Below are 26,400 nucleotides of genomic sequence, written 5' to 3'. Positions count from 1 at the left end.
GCTCACCTATGCCTTAGACCAAACAACGCTTGTGCTCGATGTGGTACTCGAACTCAGCGCGGTAATGCTTGAGGAAACCCTGCACCGGCCAGGCCGCAGCATCGCCCAAGGCGCAGATGGTGCGTCCGGCGATGTTGCCGCACAGGTCGAGCAGCAGATCCAGATCTTCCGGCCTGCCCTCGCCGTGTTCGATGCGATGGATGATGCGGTACAGCCAGCCGGTACCCTCGCGGCATGGCGTACATTGACCGCAGGATTCCTCGAAATAGAAATAGGACAGGCGCTCCAGCGCCTTGACCATGCAGGTGGTCTCGTCCATCACGATGATGGCGCCGGTCCCCAGATAGGAACCTGCCTTCTGGATGGAATCGAAGTCCATGTTGAGGCCCATCATGATCTCGGCCGGCAGCACCGGCATCGACGAACCGCCGGGAATCACCGCCTTCAGCTTGTGGCCGTTGCGTACGCCGCCGGCCATCTCCAGCAGTTTCATGAACGGGGTACCCAGCGGCATTTCGAAGTTGCCGGGATTGTTCACATGGCCGGACACCGAGAACAGTTTAACGCCGCCGCTGTTGGTGACCCCCAGTCCCGCAAACTTCTGTCCGCCCTCGCGGATGATGTAAGGGATGCTGGCAAAGGTCTCGGTGTTGTTGATGGTGGTCGGCTTGCCGTACAGGCCGAAGCTGGCGGGGAACGGCGGCTTGAAACGCGGCTGGCCCTTCTTGCCCTCGATGGATTCGAGCAAGGCGGTCTCTTCGCCGCACACGTAAGCGCCATAGCCCATGTGGTTGTGCAGGTCGAATTCGAAATCGAAACCCATGATGTTCTTGCCCAGATAGCCGGCCTTGCGCGCCTCTTCGCAGGCCTCTTCCATGCGTTCGTAGGCTTCGAAGATCTCGCCGTGCACATAGTTGTAGCCGGTCTTCACGTCCATGGTGTACGCCGCGATCGCCATGCCCTCGATCAGCAGATGCGGGTTGTAGCGCAGGATGTCGCGGTCCTTGCAGGTGCCCGGTTCGCCTTCGTCCGAATTGCACACCAGGTACTTGTCGCCCTGATAATTGCGCGGCATGAAGCTCCACTTCAAGCCGGTCGGAAAACCCGCGCCGCCGCGGCCGCGCAGACCGGATGCCTTGACTTCGGCGATGATAGCCTCAGGGGACAGCTTCTCCGCCAGTACTTTGCGCAAGGCCTGATAGCCGCCCGCCTTGATGTAGTTGTCCAGGTTGGTCAGTCCGTCTTCAGCCGTAGCCAGGATGATGTGCTTGTTCATGCCTGCCCCCCATCCAGTTCCGCCAGAATCTGGTCGATCTTCTCGCTGGTCAAGCGACCGCACAGCTTCTTGTTATTGATGGTGAACATCGGTGCGTCCACGCAAGCTCCCATGCACTCGCCTTCACGCAGACCATACTTGCCGTCCGCCGTGACTTCGCCCAGGCCGATACCCAGCCGTTTGTTCAAATGGGCCAGCGTCTCGTCCGATCCGCACAGCTGGCATGACAGGTTGGTACACACGGTCAGCGTGTACTTGCCCATCGGTTTGAGGTTGTACATGTGGTAGAAGGTCGCCACTTCGTATACGGCCATCTGCGGCATGCCGATGTAGGCTGCGATATCCGCCATATCGTCCGGAGCTATCCAGCCCTTCTCGTCCTGCACGAACCGCAATGCCGCCATCACGGCGGACTGGCGCTGATCGGCAGGGTATTTCTTCAGCTCTTTGTCGATGAGCGTGGTGATCTGTTGGGATAACATCAGCGGTCTATCTCCCCGAAAACGATGTCCTGCGTACCGATGATCGCCACCACGTCGGCGATCATGTGTCCGCGCACCATCTCATCCAGGCTGGCGAGATGCGCGAATCCGGCTGCGCGTATCTTCATGCGGTAAGGCTTGTTCGCGCCGTCCGACACCAGATAGATGCCAAACTCCCCCTTGGCGTGTTCGACGGCGGAATACACCTCGCCGGCGGGCACATGGAAGCCTTCAGTGAACAGCTTGAAGTGGTGAATCAACTCCTCCATGTTCTGCTTCATGGATTCGCGTTGCGGCGGCGCGTACTTGAGGTCATCCGTCATCACCGGCCCCGGGTTCTTGCGCAGCCAGTCGATACATTGCTTGATGATGCGGTTGCTTTGCCTCATCTCTTCCACGCGCACCAGATACCGGTCATAGCAGTCGCCCTCGACGCCGACCGGGATATCGAAGTCCAGCCTGTCGTAGACCTCATACGGCTGTTTCTTGCGCAGATCCCACACCACACCGGAGCCGCGCAGCATCGGGCCGGTAAAGCCCATCGCCAGGGCGCGCTCCGGCGATACCACGCCGATACCCACCGTACGCTGTTTCCAGATGCGGTTGTCGGTCAACAACGTCTCGTATTCGTCCACGTAACCAGGGAAACGGTTGGTGAAGTCTTCCAGGAAGTCGAGCAGGGATCCCTGGCGATTCTCGTTCTTCTTCTTCACTGCAGCCGCATTGTGGATCTTGCTCACTTCGTATTGCGGCATCGAATCCGGCAGGTCGCGATAGACACCGCCCGGGCGATAATAGGCCGCATGCAAACGTGCGCCCGAAACGGCCTCGTAGGCATCCAGCAAGTCTTCGCGCTCGCGGAAGGTATAGAAGAACATGGTCATCGCGCCAAGGTCGATACCGGAAGCGCCAAGCCACAGCAGATGATTCAGGATGCGCGTGATCTCGTCGTACATGACGCGGATGTACTGCGCACGGATCGGCACTTCGATGCCAGCCAGCTTCTCGATCGCCATCACATAGGCGTGCTCGTTGAGCATCATGGACACATAGTCCAGGCGATCCATATAGGGAACGGCTTGCAGGAAGGTCTTGTGCTCGGCCAATTTTTCGGTCGCGCGATGCAGCAGTCCGACGTGCGGATCGGCACGCTCGATCACTTCTCCGTCCAGCTCCAGCACGAGGCGCAATACACCATGCGCCGCCGGGTGCTGCGGACCAAAGTTCATTGTGTAATTCTTGATATCAGCCATAACTCTAATTGCCTTTCGCCATCATTCGCGACCGTAATTCTCTTCGCGCATCGTGCGCGGCGTGATCTGGCGCGGCTCGACCGTCACCGGCTCGTAGATCACACGCTGTTGAGCTGCGTCATAACGCATCTCGACAGTACCGGACAGCGGAAAGTCCTTGCGGAAGGGATTGCCGACGAAACCGTAATCGGTGAGGATGCGGCGCAAATCGGGATGGCCGACAAAGATGATGCCGTACAGATCGAACGCCTCGCGCTCATACCAGTTGGCAGAAGGCCATATCCCGGTCACCGAATTCAGCACCGGCATGTCGTCATCGTCGGCGAAGACGCGCACACGCAAACGGATGTTGTGGGTGATCGAGAGCAGATGATAGACCGCAGCGAACCTGGGGCCCGCACGCGGCTCATCAGGAAGATACTTGCCATCCTCGCAGAGTTCGCTGCCATAGGTGGAGTAGTCGATGCCGCACACGTCGACCAGCTCTTCGAACCGCAGGTCGGCATCGTCACGCAGGCGGGTAAACACGGCCAGCATGTCATGGGCCTTGATGACCAGCGTAAGTTCGCCCAGACGCTCCTCCAGACTCACGACTTTGACTGAAAAGGCCTCGTTCAGATTTGCGGACAGTATGTTCAGGTCAGTAGCCATGTTCATCCTAGCGCGCTATGGTATTGGTACGTTTGATCTTGTTCTGCAACTGGATGATGCCGTAAAGCAGGGCTTCAGCAGTCGGCGGACAGCCGGGAACATAGATATCGACCGGCACGATGCGATCGCAACCGCGAACAACAGAATAGGAATAATGGTAGTAGCCACCGCCATTGGCGCATGACCCCATGGAGATGACCCAGCGTGGCTCGGCCATCTGGTCGTAAACCTTGCGCAAGGCCGGCGCCATCTTGTTGCACAAGGTCCCCGCCACGATCATCACATCGGACTGTCGCGGACTGGGACGGAATGCGCCGGCACCGAAACGGTCCAGGTCATAACGCGGCAAAGCCGCATGCATCATTTCCACTGCACAGCATGCGAGACCGAATGTCATCGGCCACAGCGAACCGGTGCGAACATAGTTGATCACCGTATCCGCGCTGGTGGTGATGAAACCTTTTTCCAGTACGCCCTCTATTCCCATTCCAGGGCTCCTTTCATCCACTCATAGATAAAGCCAACCACAAGGATGGCCAGGAAGATCATCATGGAAACGAAACCAAAAGTGCCGATCTCTTTGAGTACGATCGCCCAGGGAAACAGAAAAGCGATCTCAAGATCGAAGAGTATGAAAAGAATTGCCACAAGATAGAAACGCACATCGAATTTCATGCGCGCATCTTCGAACGCCTCGAAGCCGCATTCATAGGGAGAAAGTTTTTTCTCGTCAGGGCGATTTGGCCCCAACAATTTGCCTAATGCCAAAGGCAATATGCCCATCACCAATGCGATACCGATGAACAGTAGAACCGGAAAATAATTTTCCAACATCTTTGAGCTCCCCTCCTCTGTTGGCCCCGGCAAAACGGGGCACAGAATGCTACTCTGGATATTTTCGGCCTTCGGCTACGCCTTGGCCATTCGATTTGGTGCGGGGCATGGGACTCGAACCCACACGTCCTTTCGGACACAGCCACCTCAAGGCTGCGCGTCTACCAATTCCGCCAACTCCGCATGTTTCTTATTATTTTGGTATTTGTTGCGATTTGGAATCGCTTGTTTCGGTGCCTGCCGGGGCAGGTACAGCTTGCTGTTGCAATGTTTTTACATCCACTTTATCGATCACACCCTGGTCTTTGCCGGGGCGCGAATATAAATAGGTCAGCGCAAGACTGGTGATGAAAAAAATAGTCGCAGCCACCGCAGTACTGCGGCTCAGGAAGTTTGCCGAACCACTGGATCCGAACACACTACCAGCCGAACCCGAACCGAATGCAGCGCCCATATCCGCACCCTTGCCGTGCTGTATCAGCACCAATCCGATCAGCACCACCGCTGTTACCACATGTATTACCCAGACTATATTTTCCACACACCACCTCGAAACTGTTCAAACACACTTGTTACTGACCTTATATTATTACTGGCCAGCGCGACATATCCCCAAAAACTCCTCGGCCACCAAAGCAGCACCACCGATCAAGCCGCCATCGATATCCGCCTTGGCAAACAGCTCCGGCGCATTCGCCGCCTTTACGCTGCCCCCATACAGTATAACCAGGCCTTGTGCGACCTGTTCGTCATGGCCGGCCACTCGCTGGCGAATAAAGGCATGCACCGACTGCGCCTGATCCGGCGACGCGGTCTTGCCGGTACCGATCGCCCAGACCGGCTCGTACGCCACAACTGCCTTGCGCAATGCCTGAACTCCAACCAAGGCGATCACAGCATCCAGCTGTTCAGCCACCACCGCCTCAGTCTCGCCGCTTTCGCGCTGCTGCAAAGTTTCCCCCACACACAGGATCGGTATCAACCCCGCCTGCTGGGCCGCAGAGAACTTTTCCGCCACCAGCCGGCTGTCCTCGCCGTAGATGCTGCGACGCTCGGAATGCCCGACAATCACATAAGTACATCCAAAATCCGCCAGCATGGCCGCGGACACCTCGCCAGTGAAAGCGCCCTTTTCGAGCTGGTGCACGTCCTGCGCGCCCCACTTCACTGACGAAGCCGATAATTGCTGTTGGAGTTGCGCCAAGTAAGGGAATGGCGCACAGACGGCAATATCCACATGGGATAGTTGCGCGGCACCACTCTTCAGGGCGGACAACAACGACTCATTCTGAACCAGCGAGCCGTGCATTTTCCAATTTCCGACCACCATTTTACGACGCATCAAAATCAATTTCCGCCTTTGACCGAAGGCGGCGATAGTACCGATGAAAACTTAAATGGTCAATCCGAGCCCGGCACCACCTCAAAATACCCCTCCCCGCTTACCCTGAATCGACACCCATCTCAATTGCTACATTGTGTAATAATTGTGTAACAAATGAGCACTAAGATGCACCACGCTGGAAAACGGCAAGCAAGTTAACTATCCTTAGTGGAGAAAATTGAAATGATCAAACTGAATCGTCTTCTTAGCAGCATCGGTGCAGTTGCTGCCTTGCTGTCTGCCAGCGTCGCTTTTGCTGGCGACATCACGGGTGCAGGCGCCACCTTCCCCTACCCGGTATATGCCAAATGGGCAGAAGCCTACAAGGCTCAAACCGACATCGGCCTGAATTACCAGTCCATCGGTTCCGGCGGCGGCATCAAGCAAATCAAGGCCAAAACAGTGGACTTCGGTGCTTCCGATGCCCCGTTGAAACCTGAAGAATTGGGCTTGGCCGGGCTGACACAGTTCCCGACCGTAATTGGCGGCGTTGTCCCGGTCGTTAATGTGGACGGCATTGCTCCGGGACAACTGAAGTTGACCGGCGCAACTTTGGCAGATATCTATCAAGGCAAGATCACCAAGTGGAATGACCCAAAGATCGCGGCCACCAACAGTGGCGTGAACCTGCCGGATGCGGCGATCACCGTGGTGCACCGCGCTGATGGCTCCGGCACTACTTTCATCTTCACGACCTACCTCTCCCAGGTCAGCCTGGACTGGATGCGTGGCGTTGGCGCTGGCGCAGCGGTTCAATGGCCTGTCGGTACCGGCGGCAAGGGTAACGAAGGTGTTGCTTCCTATGTTCAGCGCATCAAGAATTCCATCGGTTATGTGGAATACGCTTATGCGCTGCAAAACAAGATGACTTATGCCGAATTGAAAAACCACGACGGCAATTTCGTCAGCCCCGTGGCAGAAAACTTCAAGGCTGCAGCTGCCAATGCACACTGGGAAGCCGACAAGGGTTTTTACCAGATCCTGACCAATCAGCCGGGCGCGAACAGCTGGCCTATCACCGGTGCAACGTTCATCCTGTTTTACAAGACACAAGACAAACCGGAAAACGCCGCAGCTGTATTGAAGTTCTTTGACTGGGCTTACGAAAACGGCGACAAGATGGCTTCCGATCTGGTCTACGTACCCTTGCCTGCCAACGTCAAGAACATGATTCGCGCCGCATGGAAAGCGCAAGTCAAGGATACATCTGGCAAAGCAATCTGGAAGTAAGTCACTGCTTCTAAGATATAATCGCGGGGGCCTTAAACGCCCCCGCGTTTTTTCCAACTCCTAGAATTGAATTATGCCGACGTTCATACGCGAAGCGCACCTTAAACGACAAACCGTGTTCGACTTGCTGTTCCGCAACCTGACACGACTGGCTGCCGTTGCAGTATTGGCGCTGCTCGCTGCGATCATCGGTTCGTTGATCATGGGCAGTCTCCCCGCTATCCATGCCTTCGGTTTCGGTTTTCTGGTCAGTCCTGACTGGGATCCAGTCAACGACAAATTCGGGGCGTTGATTCCCATCATCGGGACCTTAATTACTTCTGGTATCGCGTTATTGATCGCGATACCGGTCAGCTTCGGTATTGCCATCTTCTTGACCGAACTATCACCTAAATGGCTACGCCGCCCTCTCGGCATCGCAGTCGAATTGCTGGCGGGTATACCCAGTATCATTTACGGTATGTGGGGGCTATTCATTTTCGCCCCCTTGTTTGCCGAGCACGTCGAGCCCTGGATCAACCACCATATCGGCACACTTCCTTTGATCGGCGCATTTTTCTCCGGCCCGCCGATGGGTATCGGCATTCTGACCGCCGGAATCATCTTGTCCATCATGGTCATCCCCTTCATCGCCTCGGTGATGCGCGACGTGTTCGACGTCGTGCCCGCCATGCTCAAGGAGTCGGCCTATGGTTTGGGGGCAACCACATGGGAGGTGATGTGGAAAGTGGTGCTGCCTTACACCAAGATCGGTGTGGTTGGCGGAATCATGCTCGGCTTGGGCCGGGCGCTGGGCGAAACCATGGCAGTGACCTTCGTCATCGGCAATGCGCACGATCTCAACAAGTCCCTGCTTATGCCCGGCAACAGCATCTCATCGGCGCTGGCCAACGAATTCAACGAGGCGGTAGGCGACTTGTATACCTCATCGCTCATCGAGCTCGGCCTGATACTGTTCTTCATCACATTCGTTGTCCTTTCACTCGCTCGCCTGATGTTGCATAAACTGGCAAAGCGTGAAGGGCATGGGGCCTAAGACATGTTCGATCTGTACACTCGCCGCCGCTTCGTCAACGCAATCAGCCTGGGCATCTCTGTTCTGGCCATGCTGTTCGGCCTGTTCTGGCTCGTCTGGATATTGTGGACGCTGTTGGTGAATGGCATTCCCGGCCTGCTTGGCATGCATGTATTCACCCAGACCACCCCCCCTCCCGGAAGCTCCGGTGGCCTGATCAACGCCATCTGGGGCAGCGTGATGATGACCGTAGTCGGCATTCTCATCGGCACTCCTATCGGCATCCTCTCCGGAACCTATCTTGCCGAATTCGGCCAGCGCGGCTGGCTGGCCCCGGCTACGCGTTTCATCAACGACATCCTGCTGTCCGCACCCTCCATCGTCATCGGCTTGTTCGTGTATGAGGTCTACGTGATCAAAGTCGGACACTTTTCCGGATGGGGCGGCGCATTCGCGCTCGCCATCCTCGTCATCCCGGTGGTCATCCGCACCACCGAGAACATGCTGCGCCTGGTCCCCAACAGCTTGCGCGAAGCCGCAGCTGCATTGGGTGCGCCACAATGGAAAATCATCAGTTTTGTCACGCTGCGCGCCGCGCGTGCCGGGATATTGACCGGGATATTGCTGGCCATCGCACGCATCAGCGGCGAAACTGCACCGCTACTGTTCACCGCATTGAACAACCAGTTCTGGAGCAACAACATGAACCAGCCGATGGCCAACTTGCCGGTGGTCATTTTCCAGTTCGCCATGAGTCCATACGACGATTGGCACAGCCTAGCATGGGCAGGAGCCCTGCTCATCACCCTGAGCGTCCTCACCCTGAACATCGTAGCCCGAGTACTATTCCGCCAGAAGGCGAACGCACAATGAGGATCAATGAAATGACAGCCGAACAAATCATCTCCGCACCCAAAGTGATCGTGCGCGACCTGAACTTCTATTACGGCGCCGACCGTGCGCTGAAAGACATCAACCTCGTCATTCCGGAAAAGATGGTCACCGCCTTCATCGGGCCTTCCGGCTGCGGAAAGTCCACCCTGCTGCGCACCTTCAACCGCATGTACCAGCTTTATCCGAAACAGCGTGCCACCGGCGAGATATTGCTGGATGGGGAAAACCTGCTGGACAAGAAACAGGACCTCAACACGCTGCGCGCCAAGATCGGCATGGTGTTCCAGAAGCCCACCCCGTTCCCGATGTCCATTTACGACAACATCGCCTTCGGCGTGAAGCTGTATGAGAACCTCAGCGGCCACGAAATGGAAGAACGCATCGAGTGGGCGTTGAAGAAGGCAGCACTGTGGAATGAAGTAAAGGACAAGCTGAAACAGAGCGGTACCGGCCTCTCCGGCGGTCAGCAGCAGCGCCTGTGCATCGCTCGCGCCATCGCCGTCAAACCGCAAGTGCTGTTGCTGGATGAGCCCACTTCCGCGCTCGACCCCATCTCCACGGCGCACATCGAAAAGCTCATCGACGAACTGAAGAAGGACTTCACCATCGTCATCGTCACTCACAACATGCAACAGGCGGCGCGCATCTCCGATTTTACCGCCTACATGTATCTGGGCGAACTCATCGAATTCGGCGACACCAGCAACGTGTTCACCAATCCGAAGCGGAAAGAAACCGAAGATTACATCACCGGACGTTTCGGTTAATTCAACGCTTCCTGATCCGTTCGTGGTGAGCTTGTCGAACCATGAACGGATTATTTCCCCGTCTTCCAATTCAAAAACAACACCGTCGGGGGTAGCCCGACAGCTAGTCACTTTCTTTTGTCTCGCCAAAAGAAAGTAACCCAAGAAAAGGCGACCCCAATCCGCCATCCCTTCGGGATTCCCTGCGTTGCTCGGCAGGTCAGGCTTCCTCATAAACTCGCACGATCCGCTACGCGGCCACGTGCTCAAACATATTCGTCAGAATTCCCTGACCCGCCTCCGCTACTCGGTGGCGGAACAGGGGAGAGAAAAGTGAAAAGCCAAACCCGTAGGTGGGCGCTGCGCGCCCACCTACACACAAAAGAACAGCGTGGGCTATGCCCACACAAAACCGCTCTTGAATTTCCTTCCCCTGTGCGCCGCCTCGATATTTCGCAAACAAGCGGAGATTTAGGCGAGCACTGTTCGAGCTCCGCGGCGGGGTACGTTTTGCGTACCCCGCTAGGGCGAGTTGCGCAGCCCCGCTTGTTTGTGAAATATCGAGGGAACCCCGAAGGGGCGGCGCGCTGGGGGCGCCCTCTTTTGGTTACTTTTCTCGGCAAGACGAGAAAAGTGACTAGCTGTCGGGCTACCCCCGACGGTGTTGGCTCTGCAGAATGCAGACTAACAGAACCTTACCCCGCCACTCCCCTAACCGCCTCTGCAATCCGCTCCGCCCACAACTTAACCTGCCCACCATCCTCCCCCTCCACCATCACCCGCAATAACGGCTCAGTGCCGGAAGGGCGCAACAACACCCGCCCTTTGCCATTCAAGTCACGTTCGGCTTTGGCCACTTCCGCTTTGACCGGCGTGAGCTCCAGCAGCTCGGCCGCCTTGCCTTTCACTCTCACGTTGATGAGTATCTGCGGATACATGTGCAGGTCGCTTGCTGCCTGCGCCAGCGTCTGCTGCTTCATGCGCAACGCACACAACACTTGTAGTGCAGAGACAATGCCATCGCCGGTGCTGTGCTTGTCCAGGCAGATGATGTGGCCGGAGTTCTCGCCGCCGAGTTGCCATTTCTTTTCCTGCAACACCTCCATCACATAACGATCGCCCACTTTGGCCCTTGCGAAAGGGATGCCCAGCTTCAGCATCGCATGTTCGAACGCGAGGTTGGTCATCAGGGTGCCGACTACGCCGCCGTGCAAGGTGCCCAGCGCCTGACGATGCTTGGCGATGACATAGAGCAACTGGTCGCCGTCATAGAGTTTTCCTCCAGCATCCACCATGATGAGGCGGTCGCCGTCGCCATCGAGAGCGATGCCGATGTGCGCCTTGTGCTCGACCACGGCCTTTTGCAAATTCTGCGGTTTTGTTGCGCCGTAGCCCTCGTTGATGTTCTTGCCGTTCGGCTCGGCGCCGATGGCGATCACGTCCGCACCGAGTTCGTGGAACACGTTGCGGGCGATGTGGTAGGTCGCGCCGTGCGCGCTATCGACCACGATCTTCATGCCGCGTAGATTCATGTCTGCGGGAAAGGTGCTCTTGCAGAACTCGATGTAACGCCCCACGGCGTCGTCGATACGTTTGGCCTTGCCCAATCCTTCCGACGGATTGGTTTGCATCGGCTCATCCAGTGCCGCCTCGATGGCGAGTTCCACCTCGTCCGGCAATTTAGTACCGCTGCCGGAGAAAAATTTGATGCCGTTGTCGTCGAACGGGTTGTGTGAGGCGGAGATCACTACCCCGGCCTGCAAGCGCAAAGCACGCGTCAGGTAAGCCACTGCGGGTGTCGGTATCGGCCCTGCCAGATACACATCGATGCCTGCCGCTATAAGCCCGGCTTCCAGGGCCGACTCCAGCATATAGCCGGAGATGCGCGTGTCCTTGCCGATCAGCACGGCCGGGCGATCGCTCTGCGCGTGTTCGGCTTTGGCCAGTACTTTGCCTGCTGCATAGCCCAGGTTCATCACGAATTGCGGGGTGATGGGATGAACGCCCACACGTCCGCGCACGCCGTCGGTACCGAAATATTTTCTGCTCATCGTTCGCTCTCGTTTAACCTAGAAACCGCAGTTGGACGAAGTGTAGTGTGCGTTCATCGTGGCGCAGAGCAAGGCGCGACAACGAGGAATGGTCGTTCCATTCCGAGGAGGAGCAACGCCGCCATGTGCCGTGAGGGACGCGCAATACGCTTCGTAGCGACCCACCCATTGGGTGAGCGTGGATAAAAATCTCAATTCTTTTCGGTTCATTTGCCTGCGTCCTCAATGGAGCGGTCAACTGCAGTTTTTGGGTTTAATGCGTTCATAATCTTCAATGCATCCACTGTCTCGCGCACATCATGCGCCCGCACGATGGCTGCGCCGCGTTGCACTGCCAGCATGGCGGCTGCCACACTGGCTGCCATGCGTTCCCCCACATCGCGCCCGATGATCGCGCCCAGCATGGATTTGCGCGACAAACCCGCCAGTACCGGCACGCCCAAGGCGCAGAATGCGTCCAGATTGCGTAACAGGGCAAGATTATGCGCCAGCGTCTTGCCAAAACCAAAACCCGGGTCGATCACCATGCTTTCGCGTGCGATGCCCGCCGCTTCTGCAGCAGCAATGCGTTCGCGCAGGAACGCGCTCACCTCGGCAACGACATCCTGATACTGCGGCTGCTGTTGCATGGTCTGCGGCACGCCTTGCTTGTGCATGAGACACACTGCCGCGCCGCTCGCGGCCACCATTTCCAGCGCACCTTCCTCCTGCAACGCGTTGATGTCGTTGACCATGCTCGCGCCTGCCGTCAGCGCGGCGCGCATCACTTTCGGCTTCCAGGTGTCGATGGAGATTGGAACAGAGATGTCGTGCAGCCCTTCGATCACCGGCAGCACGCGATCCAGTTCTTCCTGCGTGCTTACTGTTGCAGCACCGGGGCGCGTGGATTCGCCGCCGATGTCGAGAATGTCAGCACCATCCGCTATCAGTTGCTGTGCATGGTCTATGGCACTAGCGGTCGAGGAGTGATGACCTCCATCGGAAAATGAATCCGGGGTGACATTGACGATGCCCATCACAAGCGGGCGCGAAAGATCGAACTGGAATTTGCCGCAATAGAACATAAGAAAACGGGGGCTTAGCCCCCGTATGTGTTTAGACGCCTTCGGCCGGCTTATTGGTCGCCGTTGCCGTCGGAGCCTCATCCTTCGGCGGCTCAGGTGCTTTATTGCTCTGGCTCGGTTTGGGCGGTCGCGGCGGATTGCCCGCCATGATGTCGTCGATCTGATCCGCATCGATGGTTTCCCATTCCAGCAGCGCCTTGGTCATGGCCTCGATCTTGTCGCGATTCGCTTCGATCAGACTGCGCGCCAAAGCGTATTGCTGGTCGATGATGCGGCGTATCTCGTTATCCACCTTCTGCATGGTCGCTTCGGAGATATTCTTGTGCGAGGTCACCGAACGTCCGAGAAACACTTCGCCTTCGTTTTCGGCATACACCATCGGTCCCAGCGCATCAGACATGCCCCATTGCGTGACCATCTTGCGCGTCATGTCGGTCGCACGCTCAAAGTCGTTGGATGCGCCAGTGGTCATCTGGTTCATGAATATCTCTTCCGCGATACGGCCACCGAACAGCACGGCGATGGTCGACAGGATACGAATCTTGTCCATGCTGTACCGATCTTCCGACGGTAATTGCATGGTCAGGCCCAGCGCGCGACCGCGCGGGATGATGGTGACTTTGTGCACCGGATCGGTCTTGGGCATCAACTTCGCCACCACTGCATGTCCGGATTCGTGGTATGCGGTGTTGCGGCGCTCTTCTTCCGGCATGATCATGGATTTGCGCTCGGCGCCCATCATGATCTTGTCCTTGGCCGCCTCGAAATCTTCCATATCGACGAAGCGCTTGCTGCGCCGGGCTGCGAACAACGCGGCCTCATTCACCAGGTTGGCCAAGTCGGCACCGGACATCCCGGGCGTGCCCCTTGCCAGAATATCGGCCTTGACGTCGGCTGCCACCGGCACTTTACGCATGTGCACCATGAGGATCTGCTCGCGACCGCGAATATCTGGCAACGGCACCACCACCTGGCGGTCGAAACGTCCTGGACGCAGCAAAGCAGGATCGAGCACATCGGGACGGTTGGTTGCGGCGATGACGATCACGCCTGAAGCGCCCTCGAATCCATCCATCTCTACCAGCAATGCATTAAGTGTCTGCTCGCGCTCGTCATTGCCGCCACCCAGTCCTGCGCCGCGCTGGCGACCGACTGCGTCGATCTCATCGATGAACACGATGCACGGGGACTGTTTCTTGGCTTGCTCGAACATGTCGCGCACGCGCGCCGCACCGACGCCGACGAACATCTCGACGAAATCCGATCCCGAAATGGAAAAGAACGGCACCTTGGCTTCGCCTGCGATGGCCTTGGCCAGCAAAGTCTTGCCGGTACCCGGGCTACCGACCATCAGCACGCCGCGCGGGATGCGCCCGCCCAGATTCTGGAACTTGGTTGGATCGCGCAGGAAGTCGACCAGTTCGGAAACTTCTTCTTTGGCCTCGTCGCACCCTGCCACATCGGCGAAAGTCACGCGCTCCTTGGCATCGTCCAGCATGCGCGCCTTGCTCTTACCGAACGAAAATGCTCCGCCGCCCTTGCCGCCCTGCATCTGGCGCATGAAGAATATCCACACCCCGATCAGCAGCAGCATGGGGAACCATGATACGAAGATGCTCATCAGGAAGGATTGCTCTTCTTCAGGCTTGGCTTGGATCTTGACGCCGTTCTTGAGCAGGTCGGAGACCATCCAGAGGTCGCTGGGCGCATAAGTGGTGATGCGCTTGCCGTCGGTCGTGGTGGCCCTGAGAGTACGCCCTTCAATGACCACCTTCTCGATGTGTCCGGCTTTCACTTCCTCAAGGAATTGTGAATAATCCAGCTGCGCCTGTGCGGTCGATTGCTGGCGCGCGTTGAATTGATTGAATACGGTCATCAGCACCAACGCCACGACCAGCCAGATTCCGACACTTTTGAATAGATTGTTCACATATGCTCCTTATGAGCGGTAATACGAAGTTGCATTAAACACTGTCCGAGGCCATTACTCAAGCTTCCCCAGCCCCACCAGATACTGTTCGCTACTGCGGTCGCGCGATGCTTTCGGCTTGCGCGCGACCACTTTGGCAAAATTACTGCGCATCAGCTTCAGATAGTCCTCAAAACCCACACCCTGAAACACTTTGACCAGGAACGAACCTCCCGGCGCGAGATGTTCGACTGCAAAATCCAGCGCCAATTCAGCCAGATGCATGGCACGAGCCTGGTCAGCCGAGCTTACGCCACTGATATTGGGTGCCATATCCGAAATTACAAGGCCGATCTGGCGCCCCTCCAGCTTTTCTTCGAGCTGCGCCAGTACGCTGTCCTCGCGAAAATCGCCCTGGATGAACTCGACCCGAGGCAACGGATTCAGCGGCAACAGATCCAGCGCGATGATGCGTCCGTTCGCCCCCAGCCTGTTCGCCACCACCTGACACCACCCGCCAGGCGTAGCTCCCAGGTCTACGACAACCATGCCGGGCTTGATCAAATGGTCACGCTCGTCGATCTCCAGCAGCTTGTAAGCAGCACGCGAGCGATAACCATCCTTTTGCGCCTGCTGTACATAGGGGTCGTTCACGTGTTCGCGCATCCATTGTTTGCTGGTTTTGGATGCCTTCATCGTTTAGAATCCGCGCTTACTTTAAGGAATATCATGTTGAACCTCTCCGTTTCACAGCGCCGCGACCTCAAGGCGCGCGCGCATGCACTCCATCCTGTCGTCATCATCGGCAACGCCGGGTTGACCCCTGCCGTTCTGGGCGAGATCGAACGCAGCCTGAAAAGCCACGACCTGATGAAGATCCGCGTGATGAATGACGACCGGGAGGTGCGCGCAACGATGCTGCAGGAGATATGCGAACAACTGAAGGCTGGGCCCGTTCAGCATATCGGCAAGATTCTGGTGGTGTATCGCCCACTGGAAATACCTATTGCAAAACCTCCCAAACGCCGTCAGGGCAAGACCGTCCTGAGCAAGAAACAGCTCGGTAGCCGCACTTAAGCTCCGTCCCATGCTGGCAAGGGAATACCTGCCTAGATGTACTGAACGTCCACCACTTCGTATTCCCGGATACCGCCAGGCGCCTGCACTTCTGCAATATCGCCGCTGACTTTGCCGATCAGGGCTCGCGCAATAGGCGAGCTGATCGATATCTTGCGCTGTTTGATGTCGGCCTCGTCATCGCCGACGATCTGGTATGTCACCACATCGCCGTTATTGGTGTCTTCAATCACTACGGTCGAACCGAAAACGCAGCGGCCATCCGCATTGACCGTTTTTGGATCGATGACCTGCGCGCTTCCCAGCTTGAATTCCAACTCGACGATACGACCCTCGATAAACGACTGGCGCTCTTTGGCCGCCTCGTATTCGGCATTCTCCGACAGATCGCCCTGAGCACGCGCTTCAGAAATGGCATTGATGACCGAAGGCCTGTCCACCGTCTTCAGGCGGTGTAATTCCTGACGCAATAACTCCGCGCCGTTCACTGTCAATGGAACCTTACTCATGCTGCTCTTCCCTTCTTCTATTATTCCATGCGGCGATGCAAAGACTGCAAGTCATAGACCTGCAATTCCGCCAGATGCTGCATACCAAGACAGGCGGCACGTGCACCGGCAAGCGTAGTGTAGTACGTCACCCTGCCCTGCAACGCTGCATGGCGGATCGAATACGAATCCCGCATCACCGACGGCTTGCTATCCACTGTGTTGACAATAAGGCTGATATCGCCGTTCTTGATCATGTCCACGATGTGGGGGCGGCCTTCGGCGACCTTGTTCACCACAGTCACTTCCACTCCCGCAGCAGTGATGACCGAGCCTGTGCCACGGGTCGCCAGGATGGTGAAGCCCAACTGCTTCAAGGTGCGCGCAACTTCGGCAGCACCATGCTTGTCCTCCTCGCGCACGCTGATGAACACCTTGCCGCTCTTCGGCAGCTTCACGCTGGCAGCAAGCTGCGATTTGACGAAGGCTTCCGCGAAGCTATCGCCCACACCCATCACTTCGCCGGTGGATTTCATTTCCGGACCAAGGATGGTATCGACGCCGGGGAACTTGATGAAAGGGAACACCGCCTCTTTCACCGAATAATAAGGCGGGATGACCTCTTTGGTCACACCCTGCTGCGCCAATGTCTGGCCTGCCATGCAGCGCGCAGCGATCTTGGCCAGCGGCACGCTGGTCGCTTTGGACACATAGGGCACCGTGCGCGAAGCACGGGGATTCACTTCCAGCACGTATACCGTCTCACCCTGGATGGCGAACTGCACGTTCATCAGGCCGACCACATTGAGCGACTTGGCCATCGCCACGGTCTGGCGGCGCAACTCGTCCTGCAACTTGGCGGACAGCGAATACGGCGGCAGCGAACATGCCGAGTCGCCGGAGTGCACACCCGCCTGTTCGATGTGCTCCATGATGCCGCCGATGATGACCTGCTTGCCGTCGGACACCGCATCCACGTCCACTTCGATCGCATCGTTCAGGAAACGGTCGAGCAGGATGGGCATGCGTTCGGGATAAGTCTTGGACATTTCCTCGGCATCGCGCATGTAGCGCTCAAGATCTGATTGCGCATGGATGATCTCCATGGCGCGGCCGCCCAGCACGTTGGAAGGACGCATCACCAGCGGATAGCCGATCTCGGCTGCACCCGCCACGCCGTCTGCCACATTGCTGGCCGTGCGGTTGGGCGGCTGCTTCAGGTTCAGTTCGCGCAGCATGGCCTGGAAGCGCGCGCGGTCTTCTGCCATATCTATCATGTCCGGCGTGGTGCCGATGATAGGCACGCCGTTCTTCGCCAGACCGTGCGCCAGCTTCAGCGGCGTCTGTCCGCCGTATTGCACGATCACGCCGATGGGTTTCTCCACCGCCACCACTTCCAGCACGTCTTCCAGTGTCAGCGGCTCGAAATACAAACGATCGGAGGTGTCGTAATCTGTGGAAACGGTCTCGGGATTGCAGTTGAGCATGATGGTCTCATAGCCATCCTCACGCATCGCCAGCGCGGCATGCACGCAGCAATAGTCGAACTCGATTCCCTGGCCGATACGGTTCGGCCCGCCGCCCAGCACCATGATCTTCTTGTTGCTGGTAGGCAGCGATTCGCATTCTTCCTCGTAGGTCGAATACATGTAGGCGGTGTTGGTGGCGAACTCGGCGGCACAGGTGTCCACACGTTTGAACACCGGACGCACGCCCAGCGCATGGCGGTAGGCGCGCACCGACTCATCATCGATGCCCAGCAATTTTGCCAGACGCGCATCGGCAAAACCGCTGCGCTTCAAGGTACGCAGATGATCCGCGCTCAGGCTTTCCAGGGTGCGGCCGGCCAGTGCCTGCTCCTGACGGATCAGGTCGGCGATCTGCACCAGGAACCACGGGTCGATCTTGCTGACACTGAACACCTCTTCCACGCTCATACCGAGGCGGAAGGCATCGCCCACTGCCCAAATACGATCCGGCCCGGGATTGCCCATTTCGGAAACGATGGCTTCGCGCTCAGTGTATTTTGTATCCAGGCCATTGACGCCGACTTCCAGGCCGCGCAAGGCTTTCTGGAACGACTCCTGGAAGGTGCGGCCGATGGCCATCACCTCGCCCACCGATTTCATCTGTGTGGTCAGGCGGTCGTTGGCTTGCGGGAATTTCTCGAAGGCGAAGCGCGGTATCTTGGTGACCACGTAATCGATGGTCGGTTCGAACGAGGCCGGGGTGGCACCGCCGGTGATGTCGTTCTTGAGTTCGTCCAGCGTATAGCCGACGGCTAGTTTGGCCGCGACCTTGGCGATGGGAAAACCCGTGGCCTTGGACGCCAGCGCCGAGGAACGCGACACGCGCGGGTTCATCTCGATCACCACCATGCGCCCGTCGTCCGGGTTGATGGAGAACTGCACGTTGGAACCGCCGGTCTCCACGCCGATCTCGCGCAGCACTGCCAGCGAGGCGTCGCGCATGATCTGGTATTCCTTGTCGGTCAGCGTCTGCGCCGGCGCGACGGTGATGGAATCGCCGGTATGCACGCCCATCGGGTCGAGGTTCTCGATGGAACAGATGATGATGCAATTGTCGTTGCGGTCGCGCACGACTTCCATCTCGTATTCTTTCCAGCCGAGCAGCGATTCCTCGATCAGCAGCTCGCGCGTGGGCGACGCTTCCAGGCCGCGCTCACAGATCTCCACGAATTCTTCGCGGTTGTAGGCGATGCCGCCGCCGCTGCCGCCCATGGTGAACGACGGGCGGATGATGGTGGGAAAACCCATCACCTGCTGCACCTGCAGCGCTTCTTCCATGCTGTGCGCGATGGCGGAGCGTGCCGAAGCCAGCCCGATGCGCGTCATAGCCTGCTTGAATTTCTCGCGGTCTTCCGCCATGTCGATGGCGTCGCGCGAGGCGCCGATCATCTCGACGTTGTACTTTTCCAGTACGCCGTGCTTGGCCAAGTCGAGCGCGCAGTTCAGCGCGGTCTGCCCGCCCATGGTCGGCAGGATCGCGTCGGGCTTCTCCTTGGCAATGATCTTCTCCACCATCTGCCAGGTGATCGGCTCGATGTAGGTCGCATCCGCCATGTTCGGGTCGGTCATGATGGTGGCCGGATTCGAGTTCACCAGGATGACGCGGTAGCCTTCTTCGCGCAGCGCCTTGCAAGCCTGCGCACCGGAATAATCGAACTCGCACGCCTGGCCGATGACGATGGGGCCGGCGCCGATAATGAGGATGCTCTTGATGTCTGTACGCTTCGGCATTTAATTCTTCTCCATCATCGCCACGAAGCGATCGAACAACGGGGCAACATCGTGCGGGCCGGGACTCGCCTCGGGATGCCCCTGGAAACAGAACGCGGGCTTATCGGTCAGCTCGAAGCCTTGCAGTGTGCCGTCGAACAGCGAGATGTGGGTGACGCGCGTGTTCGCAGGCAGCGTCGCCGCATCGACCGCGAAACCGTGGTTCTGACTGGTGATCATCACGCGTTTGGTCTGTGTGTCCTGCACCGGGTGGTTGGCACCGCGGTGGCCAAACTTCATCTTCACCGTTTTTGCGCCTGAAGCCAGCCCCAGTATCTGGTGTCCAAGGCAGATGCCAAACAACGGCACGCCGGCTTCGAGGAATCTTTGCGTCGCTGCGATCGCGTAATCGCAGGGTTCAGGATCGCCAGGGCCGTTGGACAGGAACACACCGTCCGGCTGCAGCGCCAGCACATCGACAGCGGCGGTTTTCGCGGGAACCACAGTGATGCGACAGCCGCGCTCGGCCAGCATGCGCAGTATGTTGCGCTTCACGCCGAAATCATAAGCCACCACATGGAACTTCGATTCGGCCACATCGCGGAAGCCTTCGCCCAGTTTCCACTCGCGCTGTGTCCATTGATAAGATTTATCGCAAGTCACGACCTGCGCCAGATCCATGCCCGCCAAGCCGGCAAAACCGCGTGCGGCCGCCAATGCGGCCTCAACGTTGTTGCCAGTGGCGATGCAGCCGTTCTGCGCACCCTTGCTGCGCAGGATACGTGTCAGTTTGCGCGTATCGATGCCGGCGATGGCGACGACGTTGTTGGCTTTGAGGTATTCGGGCAAAGACTGGGTGCTGCGAAAATTGCTCACCGTCATGGACAGGTCACGGATGATCAGGCCGCTGGCGAACACCTGGCGCGACTCGACGTCTTCCGGGTTGCAGCCGACGTTGCCGATATGCGGATAGGTCAGCGTGACGATCTGCCTGCAATACGATGGGTCGGTGAGAATTTCCTGGTAACCGGTGATGGAAGTGTTGAACACCACCTCGCCGACGCTACTGCCGGAGGCGCCGATGGCGGTTCCGCGAAACACTGTCCCATCGGCTAAAACTAGAATGGCAGGACTTGTTTGCGACACCGGAGGCTCCCTTGAACTGGACATAAAGAAGCGGGAAGAACGTTGCGTCCATCCCGCCTTTGATTCGTCGTGCATTATAGCGGATTAGCGGGCCCGCATCAAACGGAAGCTCTGCGCTTGCAACTGCCTGGCGAGGCCAATACCGTATAATTCGCCTCTTCCGCGCCGCTGCTGGGCAAGAGCGCACTCCAATCAACCGGATCGAAAACCACCTGACATGCTCGAAGTAATCGTTTTGGCAGTCGCACTGAGCATGGATGCTTTTGCCGTTTCCATCGGACTTGGCGCAAAAGACAATAGCCGCGGACTGGATTTGAAAGCCGGCTTGTTCTTTGGCTCTTTCCAGGCTTTGATGCCCTTCATCGGATACCTGGGAGGAAAAGGCATATTGGGCTGGGTCGAGGCCTATGCCCACTGGATCGCCTTTGGATTGCTGGCCCTGATCGGCGCCAAGATGATTTACGAAGGCCTGCACGAAGGCATTGAAGAAGACATTGCGGCAATCACCAACAAAATGATGTTGCTGCTGTCTGTCGCCACCAGCATCGACGCCATGGCCGCCGGTTTCAGCCTGACTCTGCTGGATATCAATGTTTACCTTGCCTGCCTGATCATCGGCGTGGCGACTTTTGCTTTCAGCTGGCTAGGCGTGCGAATTGGCAAAAACAGCGGCACCTGGCTGGAAAACAAGGCGGAAATCTTTGGCGGTGCGGTATTGATCCTGATCGGGATCAAAATGCTCGTTACTTAGGACAGTCAAGGACCGGGTTTTGATCGCCGTGATGCATGCAACATCCCCTGCAGACAATTCCTAGTTGATTCTTGGCGTAGGTACGCCAAGATGGAAACCTTGGGCATAGTCCACGCCCATGGCATTCAATTCATCCATGATCTCCTGCGACTCGACGAATTCCGCCACCATCAGCATACCCAAGTCACGGCATAAGCGGCTCAAATTGCTTACCAATGCACGATCTATCTTGGAAACAAGGATGTTGCGCACAAAATCCCCGTCCAGCTTGACGAACTCGAAGTGCAGTTCGCGCAGGTAATGGAATGAATTGTAGCCGCTGCCAAAATCGTCCAGCGCGAAGGAGAATCCGCTCTTTCTCAGCTCGGCCAGGAATTTGCGCATGCGAGTCATGTCGCCGATGGCATCGCGCTCAAGCAACTCGAACACGATGTTCTGCGGCGGGATCTCCAGTTCCTGGCACAATTTTTCTGCGAATCCCAGTACTCCGCGCCCCTGAATCTCCTGGGATGAAAGGTTGATGAACAGCTTGCGCGGCGCACCTTGAGCGGCAATATGTGCTTTCAGGGTTTCCAGGGATTTCTGGATCATCACCCGATCCAGCTCCCGGCCCATGCCATATTTCTCGATGATTTCGATGAATGCGCCAGCTGAAATGGTTTCACCGTTGGGCTCCACCAGGCGCGCAAGCGCCTCATAAGCGAATATCTCGCCGCTTTTGCAGTCGATGACAGGCTGAAAATAGGGTTTGATATGGTCATTGCGCAAGGCTTCGCGCATCTTCTCGGCATGATCGCGCACATTGCGCCCCGTCTGTATCTTGTCTTCCACCTCTTCGACGGAACACACACTATCCTTGCCAATGGACTTGGCACGATACAAGCCGATATCCACACCGGCCATCAGGTCGGAGATGTTCTGCGCATCCTTGGGGTAGGCGATCAGTCCGATGGATGTGGTGGTATGGAAAGTCTTGCCATTGGGCGCTTCGAACTTGTGATCGCGCAGCGCCACTCGCAGCTTTTCAGCCACCTCGCGCGCGCCCTCCTGGCTGGTCTCGGTCAGGATGATGGCAAATTCGTCGCCGCCGATGCGCGTAGTCAGGTCGCCCTTGCGCATCGTACTGCGCACAATCTCTGACACCGCGCACAAAGTGGCATCGCCGCAAGGATGCCCATAGGTATCGTTGATGTCCTTGAAGTCGTCCAGATCCAGCATCAGGATCGAGAACTCATGATTATGTCGCTCCGAACGATCGATCTCGTATTCCAGCATCTCGTTGAAATGCCGCCGGTTATGCAGGCCAGTCAACGGATCATGCGTCGAGTAGTATTCCAGTTCAGCCAATGTCTTACTCAACGCCTTGCTGGAACCGACCACCATCACCATCACGGCGAGTATGGAACGGATGACGCTGGCCTCCTGCGCCGTCAACTTCTGCATGGAACCGTAAGCCACCCCGAGCACGCCAGCCAGATTGAGCATGTCGAGTTGCGGCACACGCACGGTGATGAGATCGATGTCGCTGATCGAATCGGCCTTGGTATGCGCTGGGATCTCGAACTCCTCGATATCGATCAGCGTGTCCTCGGGCAATCCCAGCTTGGCCAACATCTCGCGGGTCAGCTTACCGCGCACCGACGTCTTGACCTCGTCCGAATAGTCCCCCAGGAAATACAGGTAAAGCGCCAAGCCGTGCTCTTCAGCAAAAGCGATATAGAAAAAATTGAAGGGGAAGATGGAGTGAAAGCTGGCCAATATGCCCTGCACGAACTGCCGCCACTGCGTCACTTTCTCATGCGAGATGATGATGTTCTCCAGCACATGGCTCTGGCGTTCGAGCAGATCCTTCTCGATCAGCGTGCCCGCCAGATTCTCCACCGTCCTGTTGAAATCTAGCATGACGCGCTTGAGGTGCTCGTCATTCATATCCCATTGTCGCTGCCGTTCGCCCAACAGCAATTCCAGCGTCTTGTCCAGCCGCCCTGCCAGCGCCATATCGCTGCGTAAACGAGACTGGATCGCATCCCGATCCGTCTGGCTGATATCGATATTGTCCAGCAACCGGATGCTCTGCTCGTGCCCGGCATTGATCTCGGCATTGACGTCATGCACCAGTGCACCGATGTTGTTGGCGAACAACTGGGTACGCGTCTGGTTTTCGATCAGCGAGGCAAAACGCTCCAGCACCTGCTGGCGCATCTCCTCCAGACTCTGCGGGGCGACAGAAAAAATGGAGGTCATGCTCAGACTCGCCCGTCCTCGACCATCAGGTCGACACCGCATTGCAATTCCTTGAACCAGGCCAGGAATTCCTTCACTGCCTTGCCGCGATAGATGGGGCCATGCTGCGGTGCGATCATGTCGATATCCAGCCTGGAGACTCGATCCACCCAGATGCGAGCCGCACGGTTGGAACACATGTAACGGCGGTGGAACCCTTCGATATAGCGCAGATGCCCGGCAAAGTCGTCCACATAGACATAGTCCTTGTCCGTTGGCAGCATGGCTGCACCGATATCTCCGCTGAACAGTATTTTCGATCTTGGGTCGTAAACGTTGATCTGGCCTTCGGAGTGCAAGAAATGCGCAGGGACCAGCTTCAGTTCGAATCCGGGAGCAACTTCCCAATCCATGCCGATATCCGGCACTCCCACAAAGCGGCTCATGCCCTTGATGCCGTAATGCGGGAGGAAGCGCAACCATATCTCGGAGACATAGACCGGCGCCCCGGTCAGTTCCAGCCAAGTCGCCAGCCCCCCGACAATGTCGGGATCCTGGTGCGAGAGCACGATGCCTTTCAATTGCTGCGGCGAAAGATAGCGCAACAACTCCGCCAGCACGCGCGGCATCACGCCGAACCCGCCCGGATCGAGCATCACGCCGGAATCGGCATGCTGGATCAGGTACTGGTTGGAACGGACACCGCTTTCCTCACCCGGCTCGCTCTCGTTCAACAGGACGAATTTGTGGTCGTCACCACTGAATAACACGATGTTGCGCATATCGACTCCCCGATCAAATGCCGCATTCGTTCGCGGTCTATTTCGAACTCATCACATCCTCTTGCAACCTGCTCTTGATCTATTCCACATGAGCCACAGTCTCCCCGGCCTTGCGGGCAAAATCAGTGAGCTATCCGCCCAGCGCCATGCCGCATCGTTTGCAGAACTTGTCCGGTTCCTTGCAGCTCGCCCCGCAACCTGGGCAAGTGCGATCCGGTTCCGTCGATTTGCGTTCGGTGAACAGTGCGGTCAGCGACGCAGATTGATTCAGCACTGCCATGACCAGCCAGCCTGCGCAGCCCAGGATGCCGACGATGAATGTCCAGTTGTAGATATTGTGCAGCGCAGCGTCCATCACCGGCTTGAGCAGCAGGAGCATGACCGAGTAGGCCAGCGCAACAGCGACCAGGCTCACCGTCGGCAGGATCAGGTGCTGCATGAACGACCATTTCCCTTCATGCTGCTGCACGGCGATGGTGGCACGCTGGCCAAGCACCCAGAATGCCACCAATGCCATGCCATATCCGAGAAACTCCACAATGTGAGATGCATTGAGTTTGCCGCCTATCGTGGTCTTCACGAACAATTCCATATTGCCGAGTGCTGTCGCCAGGATGAGCGACAGCACGATGACGGCCACATAACGACCCACCCAGTCCCAGCCAGCGGCTGGCAGTTTGTTATTTTCCATGATGATTCCTTTATTTCAGATCGAGCACGTCCTGCATGTCGTACAGCCCGGCCTTGTTGGCCTTGAGGAAGCGAGCCGCACGCAAGGCACCCAGCGCAAAGGTGGCGCGGCTACTGGCCTTGTGGGTGATTTCGATGCGCTCGCCGATGCCCGCATAGAGCACCGTGTGGTCGCCGACGATGTCGCCGCCGCGCACGGTGGCAAAGCCTATCGTGGAAGGGTCGCGCTCGCCGGTCACGCCTTCGCGCCCATAGACCGCGCATTGCCCAAGGTCGCGCCCCAGGGTTCTGGCGATCACTTCGCCCATGCCCAGCGCTGTGCCCGAAGGGGCATCCACCTTGTGGCGATGATGCGCCTCGATCACCTCGATGTCATAACCGTTGGCCAGCACGCGCGATGCGGTCTCCAGCAGCTTGAACACCAGGTTCACGCCGACACTCATATTGGGAGCGAACACGATGCCGATATCCTGCGCTGCCGCACCCAACTGCGCTTTTTGCTGTGCGTTGAAGCCGGTGGTGCCGATCACCATATTGACGCGGTGTTTGCGGCATATCTCCAGATGGTGCAACGTGCCTTCCGGACGCGTGAAATCGATCAGCACGTCCGCTCCTTGCAGTGCCTGCTCGGCATCCGCCATGATCGTGACGCCTTTCGAGCCGCCCAGCACGCTGGCATCCTGTTTCAGCAATGCGCTGCCGCCGTGCTCCAGCGCGGCATGCAATGTCAGATCGTCGGCTTGTGCCACGCATTCCAGCAAGACCTTGCCCATGCGTCCGCCGCTGCCTGCGATGGCGACTTTAATTCTTTCCATCGTTCGTCTCCTGTTTGGCGGACACCGATGTCTCCAGCGGGGTGGCGTCGTCGATGCGCGTCAGCGTATCCTTGTCGAAATACAGGGTAAGGCGCTGCTGCTCCATGAGCTGGCCTTGTTGATTCAGACTATAGAAGTAATCCCAGCGATCGGCATGGTATGCATCGTTGATCAGCGGCGCACCAAGCACCATCCTGACTTGCGACTGGGTCATGCCGAGTTTGAGTTTGGCTCGCATCTCTTGCGTGATAAGGTTGCCCTGGCGTATCTCGACCTTATAGGGCGTGAATGAAGGCAGATAGCTGGAACTGCATGATGCGAGCAGTGCGGAAACAATAACGATATGGATGCGCATTTGGATTCTTGTCTCAATCAGGGATTCACAAAACAGGCGGCATGA

Annotated in this window: 26 protein-coding genes and 1 tRNA gene; 6 read left to right on the top strand and 21 right to left on the bottom strand. The window is 57.5% G+C overall.

All coding sequences use genetic code 11. From position 1 onward, the window contains the following. Positions 1–13: 13 nt before the first annotated feature. The 9 genes from nuoF to tpiA form a co-directional block, all read right to left on the bottom strand. The gene (nuoF, locus tag SLIT_RS05375) at positions 14–1,276 is read right to left on the bottom strand and encodes an NADH-quinone oxidoreductase subunit NuoF (RefSeq protein ID WP_013029211.1); all 1,263 of its coding nucleotides are present in this window, start codon (positions 1,274–1,276) and stop codon (positions 14–16) included. Beyond that, complete coding sequence (gene nuoE / locus SLIT_RS05370) at positions 1,273–1,758, bottom strand: NADH-quinone oxidoreductase subunit NuoE (RefSeq protein WP_013029210.1); 486 nt, start codon at positions 1,756–1,758, stop codon at positions 1,273–1,275. The genes nuoF and nuoE overlap by 4 nt, the downstream gene beginning before the upstream one ends. Further along, positions 1,758–3,011, bottom strand: a complete 1,254-nt coding sequence (locus SLIT_RS05365) for an NADH-quinone oxidoreductase subunit D (RefSeq protein WP_013029209.1) — start codon at positions 3,009–3,011, stop codon at positions 1,758–1,760. The genes nuoE and SLIT_RS05365 overlap by 1 nt, the downstream gene beginning before the upstream one ends. 21 nt (positions 3,012–3,032) lie before the next feature. Then, positions 3,033–3,662, bottom strand: coding sequence for an NADH-quinone oxidoreductase subunit C (locus tag SLIT_RS05360; RefSeq protein ID WP_013029208.1), 630 nt, complete (start codon positions 3,660–3,662; stop codon positions 3,033–3,035). 7 nt (positions 3,663–3,669) lie between these two features. Continuing rightward, a complete protein-coding gene (locus SLIT_RS05355) occupies positions 3,670–4,149 on the bottom strand; it encodes a NuoB/complex I 20 kDa subunit family protein (RefSeq protein ID WP_013029207.1) in 480 nt (159 codons plus the stop codon). After that, on the bottom strand, positions 4,140–4,496 hold the full coding sequence (locus SLIT_RS05350) for an NADH-quinone oxidoreductase subunit A (protein ID WP_013029206.1): 357 nt from the start codon (positions 4,494–4,496) through the stop codon (positions 4,140–4,142). The genes SLIT_RS05355 and SLIT_RS05350 overlap by 10 nt, the downstream gene beginning before the upstream one ends. Positions 4,497–4,592: 96 nt before the next feature. Then, a tRNA-Leu gene (locus SLIT_RS05345) sits at positions 4,593–4,679 on the bottom strand. 10 nt (positions 4,680–4,689) lie between these two features. After that, positions 4,690–5,037 carry a preprotein translocase subunit SecG gene (secG, locus tag SLIT_RS05340; protein ID WP_013029205.1) on the bottom strand — a complete coding sequence of 116 codons (348 nt, stop codon included), beginning with the start codon at positions 5,035–5,037 and terminating at the stop codon, positions 4,690–4,692. A 48-nt stretch (positions 5,038–5,085) separates the two neighbouring features. Next, positions 5,086–5,838: a triose-phosphate isomerase gene (gene tpiA / locus SLIT_RS05335; RefSeq protein WP_013029204.1), complete on the bottom strand. Its 753-nt coding sequence runs from the start codon at positions 5,836–5,838 to the stop codon at positions 5,086–5,088. A gap of 225 nt (positions 5,839–6,063) precedes the next feature. Here tpiA and pstS point away from each other — a divergent pair, with 225 nt between their 5' ends. The 4 genes from pstS to pstB all read left to right on the top strand — a co-directional run bounded on the left by pstS (position 6,064) and on the right by pstB (position 9,786). Continuing rightward, entirely contained in the window at positions 6,064–7,110 is a 1,047-nt protein-coding gene (gene pstS / locus SLIT_RS05330) for a phosphate ABC transporter substrate-binding protein PstS (protein WP_013029203.1), read from the top strand. Positions 7,111–7,183: 73 nt separating this feature from the next. After that, complete coding sequence (pstC, locus tag SLIT_RS05325; RefSeq protein WP_013029202.1) at positions 7,184–8,146, top strand: phosphate ABC transporter permease subunit PstC; 963 nt, start codon at positions 7,184–7,186, stop codon at positions 8,144–8,146. 3 nt (positions 8,147–8,149) lie between these two features. Then, positions 8,150–8,998, top strand: a complete 849-nt coding sequence (gene pstA, locus SLIT_RS05320; RefSeq protein WP_013029201.1) for a phosphate ABC transporter permease PstA — start codon at positions 8,150–8,152, stop codon at positions 8,996–8,998. Positions 8,999–9,009: 11 nt separating this feature from the next. Next, entirely contained in the window at positions 9,010–9,786 is a 777-nt protein-coding gene (gene pstB / locus SLIT_RS05315; protein WP_013029200.1) for a phosphate ABC transporter ATP-binding protein PstB, read from the top strand. 674 nt (positions 9,787–10,460) lie between these two features. Here pstB and glmM read toward each other — a convergent pair. The 4 genes from glmM to rlmE form a co-directional block, all read right to left on the bottom strand. After that, positions 10,461–11,816: a phosphoglucosamine mutase gene (glmM, locus tag SLIT_RS05310; protein ID WP_013029199.1), complete on the bottom strand. Its 1,356-nt coding sequence runs from the start codon at positions 11,814–11,816 to the stop codon at positions 10,461–10,463. 206 nt (positions 11,817–12,022) lie between these two features. Further along, positions 12,023–12,880, bottom strand: a complete 858-nt coding sequence (gene folP, locus SLIT_RS05305; RefSeq protein ID WP_013029198.1) for a dihydropteroate synthase — start codon at positions 12,878–12,880, stop codon at positions 12,023–12,025. 31 nt (positions 12,881–12,911) lie between these two features. Then, positions 12,912–14,810 (bottom strand): ATP-dependent zinc metalloprotease FtsH, encoded by a 1,899-nt coding sequence (gene ftsH / locus SLIT_RS05300; RefSeq protein WP_013029197.1) that lies wholly within the window; start codon positions 14,808–14,810, stop codon positions 12,912–12,914. A gap of 54 nt (positions 14,811–14,864) precedes the next feature. Beyond that, entirely contained in the window at positions 14,865–15,485 is a 621-nt protein-coding gene (gene rlmE / locus SLIT_RS05295; protein WP_013029196.1) for a 23S rRNA (uridine(2552)-2'-O)-methyltransferase RlmE, read from the bottom strand. 33 nt (positions 15,486–15,518) lie between these two features. On the opposite strand from rlmE, the gene SLIT_RS05290 reads away from it, so the two are divergent. Next, positions 15,519–15,866 carry a YhbY family RNA-binding protein gene (locus tag SLIT_RS05290; RefSeq protein ID WP_013029195.1) on the top strand — a complete coding sequence of 116 codons (348 nt, stop codon included), beginning with the start codon at positions 15,519–15,521 and terminating at the stop codon, positions 15,864–15,866. A 32-nt stretch (positions 15,867–15,898) separates the two neighbouring features. Here the strand turns inward: SLIT_RS05290 and greA are convergent, their stop codons facing one another. The 3 genes from greA to carA are packed head-to-tail and all read right to left on the bottom strand — an operon-like array spanning position 15,899 to position 20,739. Continuing rightward, positions 15,899–16,375 (bottom strand): transcription elongation factor GreA, encoded by a 477-nt coding sequence (gene greA, locus SLIT_RS05285; protein ID WP_013029194.1) that lies wholly within the window; start codon positions 16,373–16,375, stop codon positions 15,899–15,901. A 20-nt stretch (positions 16,376–16,395) separates the two neighbouring features. Further along, on the bottom strand, positions 16,396–19,614 hold the full coding sequence (gene carB / locus SLIT_RS05280) for a carbamoyl-phosphate synthase large subunit (protein ID WP_013029193.1): 3,219 nt from the start codon (positions 19,612–19,614) through the stop codon (positions 16,396–16,398). Continuing rightward, a complete protein-coding gene (gene carA / locus SLIT_RS05275; protein WP_013029192.1) occupies positions 19,615–20,739 on the bottom strand; it encodes a glutamine-hydrolyzing carbamoyl-phosphate synthase small subunit in 1,125 nt (374 codons plus the stop codon). A 253-nt stretch (positions 20,740–20,992) separates the two neighbouring features. On the opposite strand from carA, the gene SLIT_RS05270 reads away from it, so the two are divergent. After that, entirely contained in the window at positions 20,993–21,490 is a 498-nt protein-coding gene (locus tag SLIT_RS05270) for a manganese efflux pump MntP (RefSeq protein ID WP_223293829.1), read from the top strand. Between the two features lie 60 nt (positions 21,491–21,550). Here SLIT_RS05270 and SLIT_RS05265 read toward each other — a convergent pair whose 3' ends face one another. From SLIT_RS05265 to SLIT_RS05245, 5 genes are all read right to left on the bottom strand, one after another. Continuing rightward, positions 21,551–23,734 carry a putative bifunctional diguanylate cyclase/phosphodiesterase gene (locus tag SLIT_RS05265; protein ID WP_013029190.1) on the bottom strand — a complete coding sequence of 728 codons (2,184 nt, stop codon included), beginning with the start codon at positions 23,732–23,734 and terminating at the stop codon, positions 21,551–21,553. 2 nt (positions 23,735–23,736) lie between these two features. Then, complete coding sequence (locus tag SLIT_RS05260; protein WP_013029189.1) at positions 23,737–24,495, bottom strand: oxygen-binding di-iron domain-containing protein; 759 nt, start codon at positions 24,493–24,495, stop codon at positions 23,737–23,739. Between the two features lie 130 nt (positions 24,496–24,625). Continuing rightward, complete coding sequence (locus SLIT_RS05255) at positions 24,626–25,186, bottom strand: zinc ribbon domain-containing protein (RefSeq protein ID WP_013029188.1); 561 nt, start codon at positions 25,184–25,186, stop codon at positions 24,626–24,628. 10 nt (positions 25,187–25,196) lie between these two features. After that, on the bottom strand, positions 25,197–26,000 hold the full coding sequence (dapB, locus tag SLIT_RS05250; protein WP_013029187.1) for a 4-hydroxy-tetrahydrodipicolinate reductase: 804 nt from the start codon (positions 25,998–26,000) through the stop codon (positions 25,197–25,199). Further along, a complete protein-coding gene (locus SLIT_RS05245) occupies positions 25,987–26,355 on the bottom strand; it encodes an outer membrane protein assembly factor BamE (RefSeq protein WP_013029186.1) in 369 nt (122 codons plus the stop codon). Before SLIT_RS05245 ends, dapB begins: the two co-directional genes overlap by 14 nt. Positions 26,356–26,400: the final 45 nt, after the last annotated feature.

This window comes from Sideroxydans lithotrophicus ES-1 (genome assembly GCF_000025705.1).
Classification (GTDB): Bacteria; Pseudomonadota; Gammaproteobacteria; order Burkholderiales; family Gallionellaceae; genus Sideroxyarcus; species Sideroxyarcus lithotrophicus.
The sequence above is the reverse complement of the archived record's forward strand: the minus strand, read 5'-3'. Positions and strand labels throughout refer to the sequence as shown.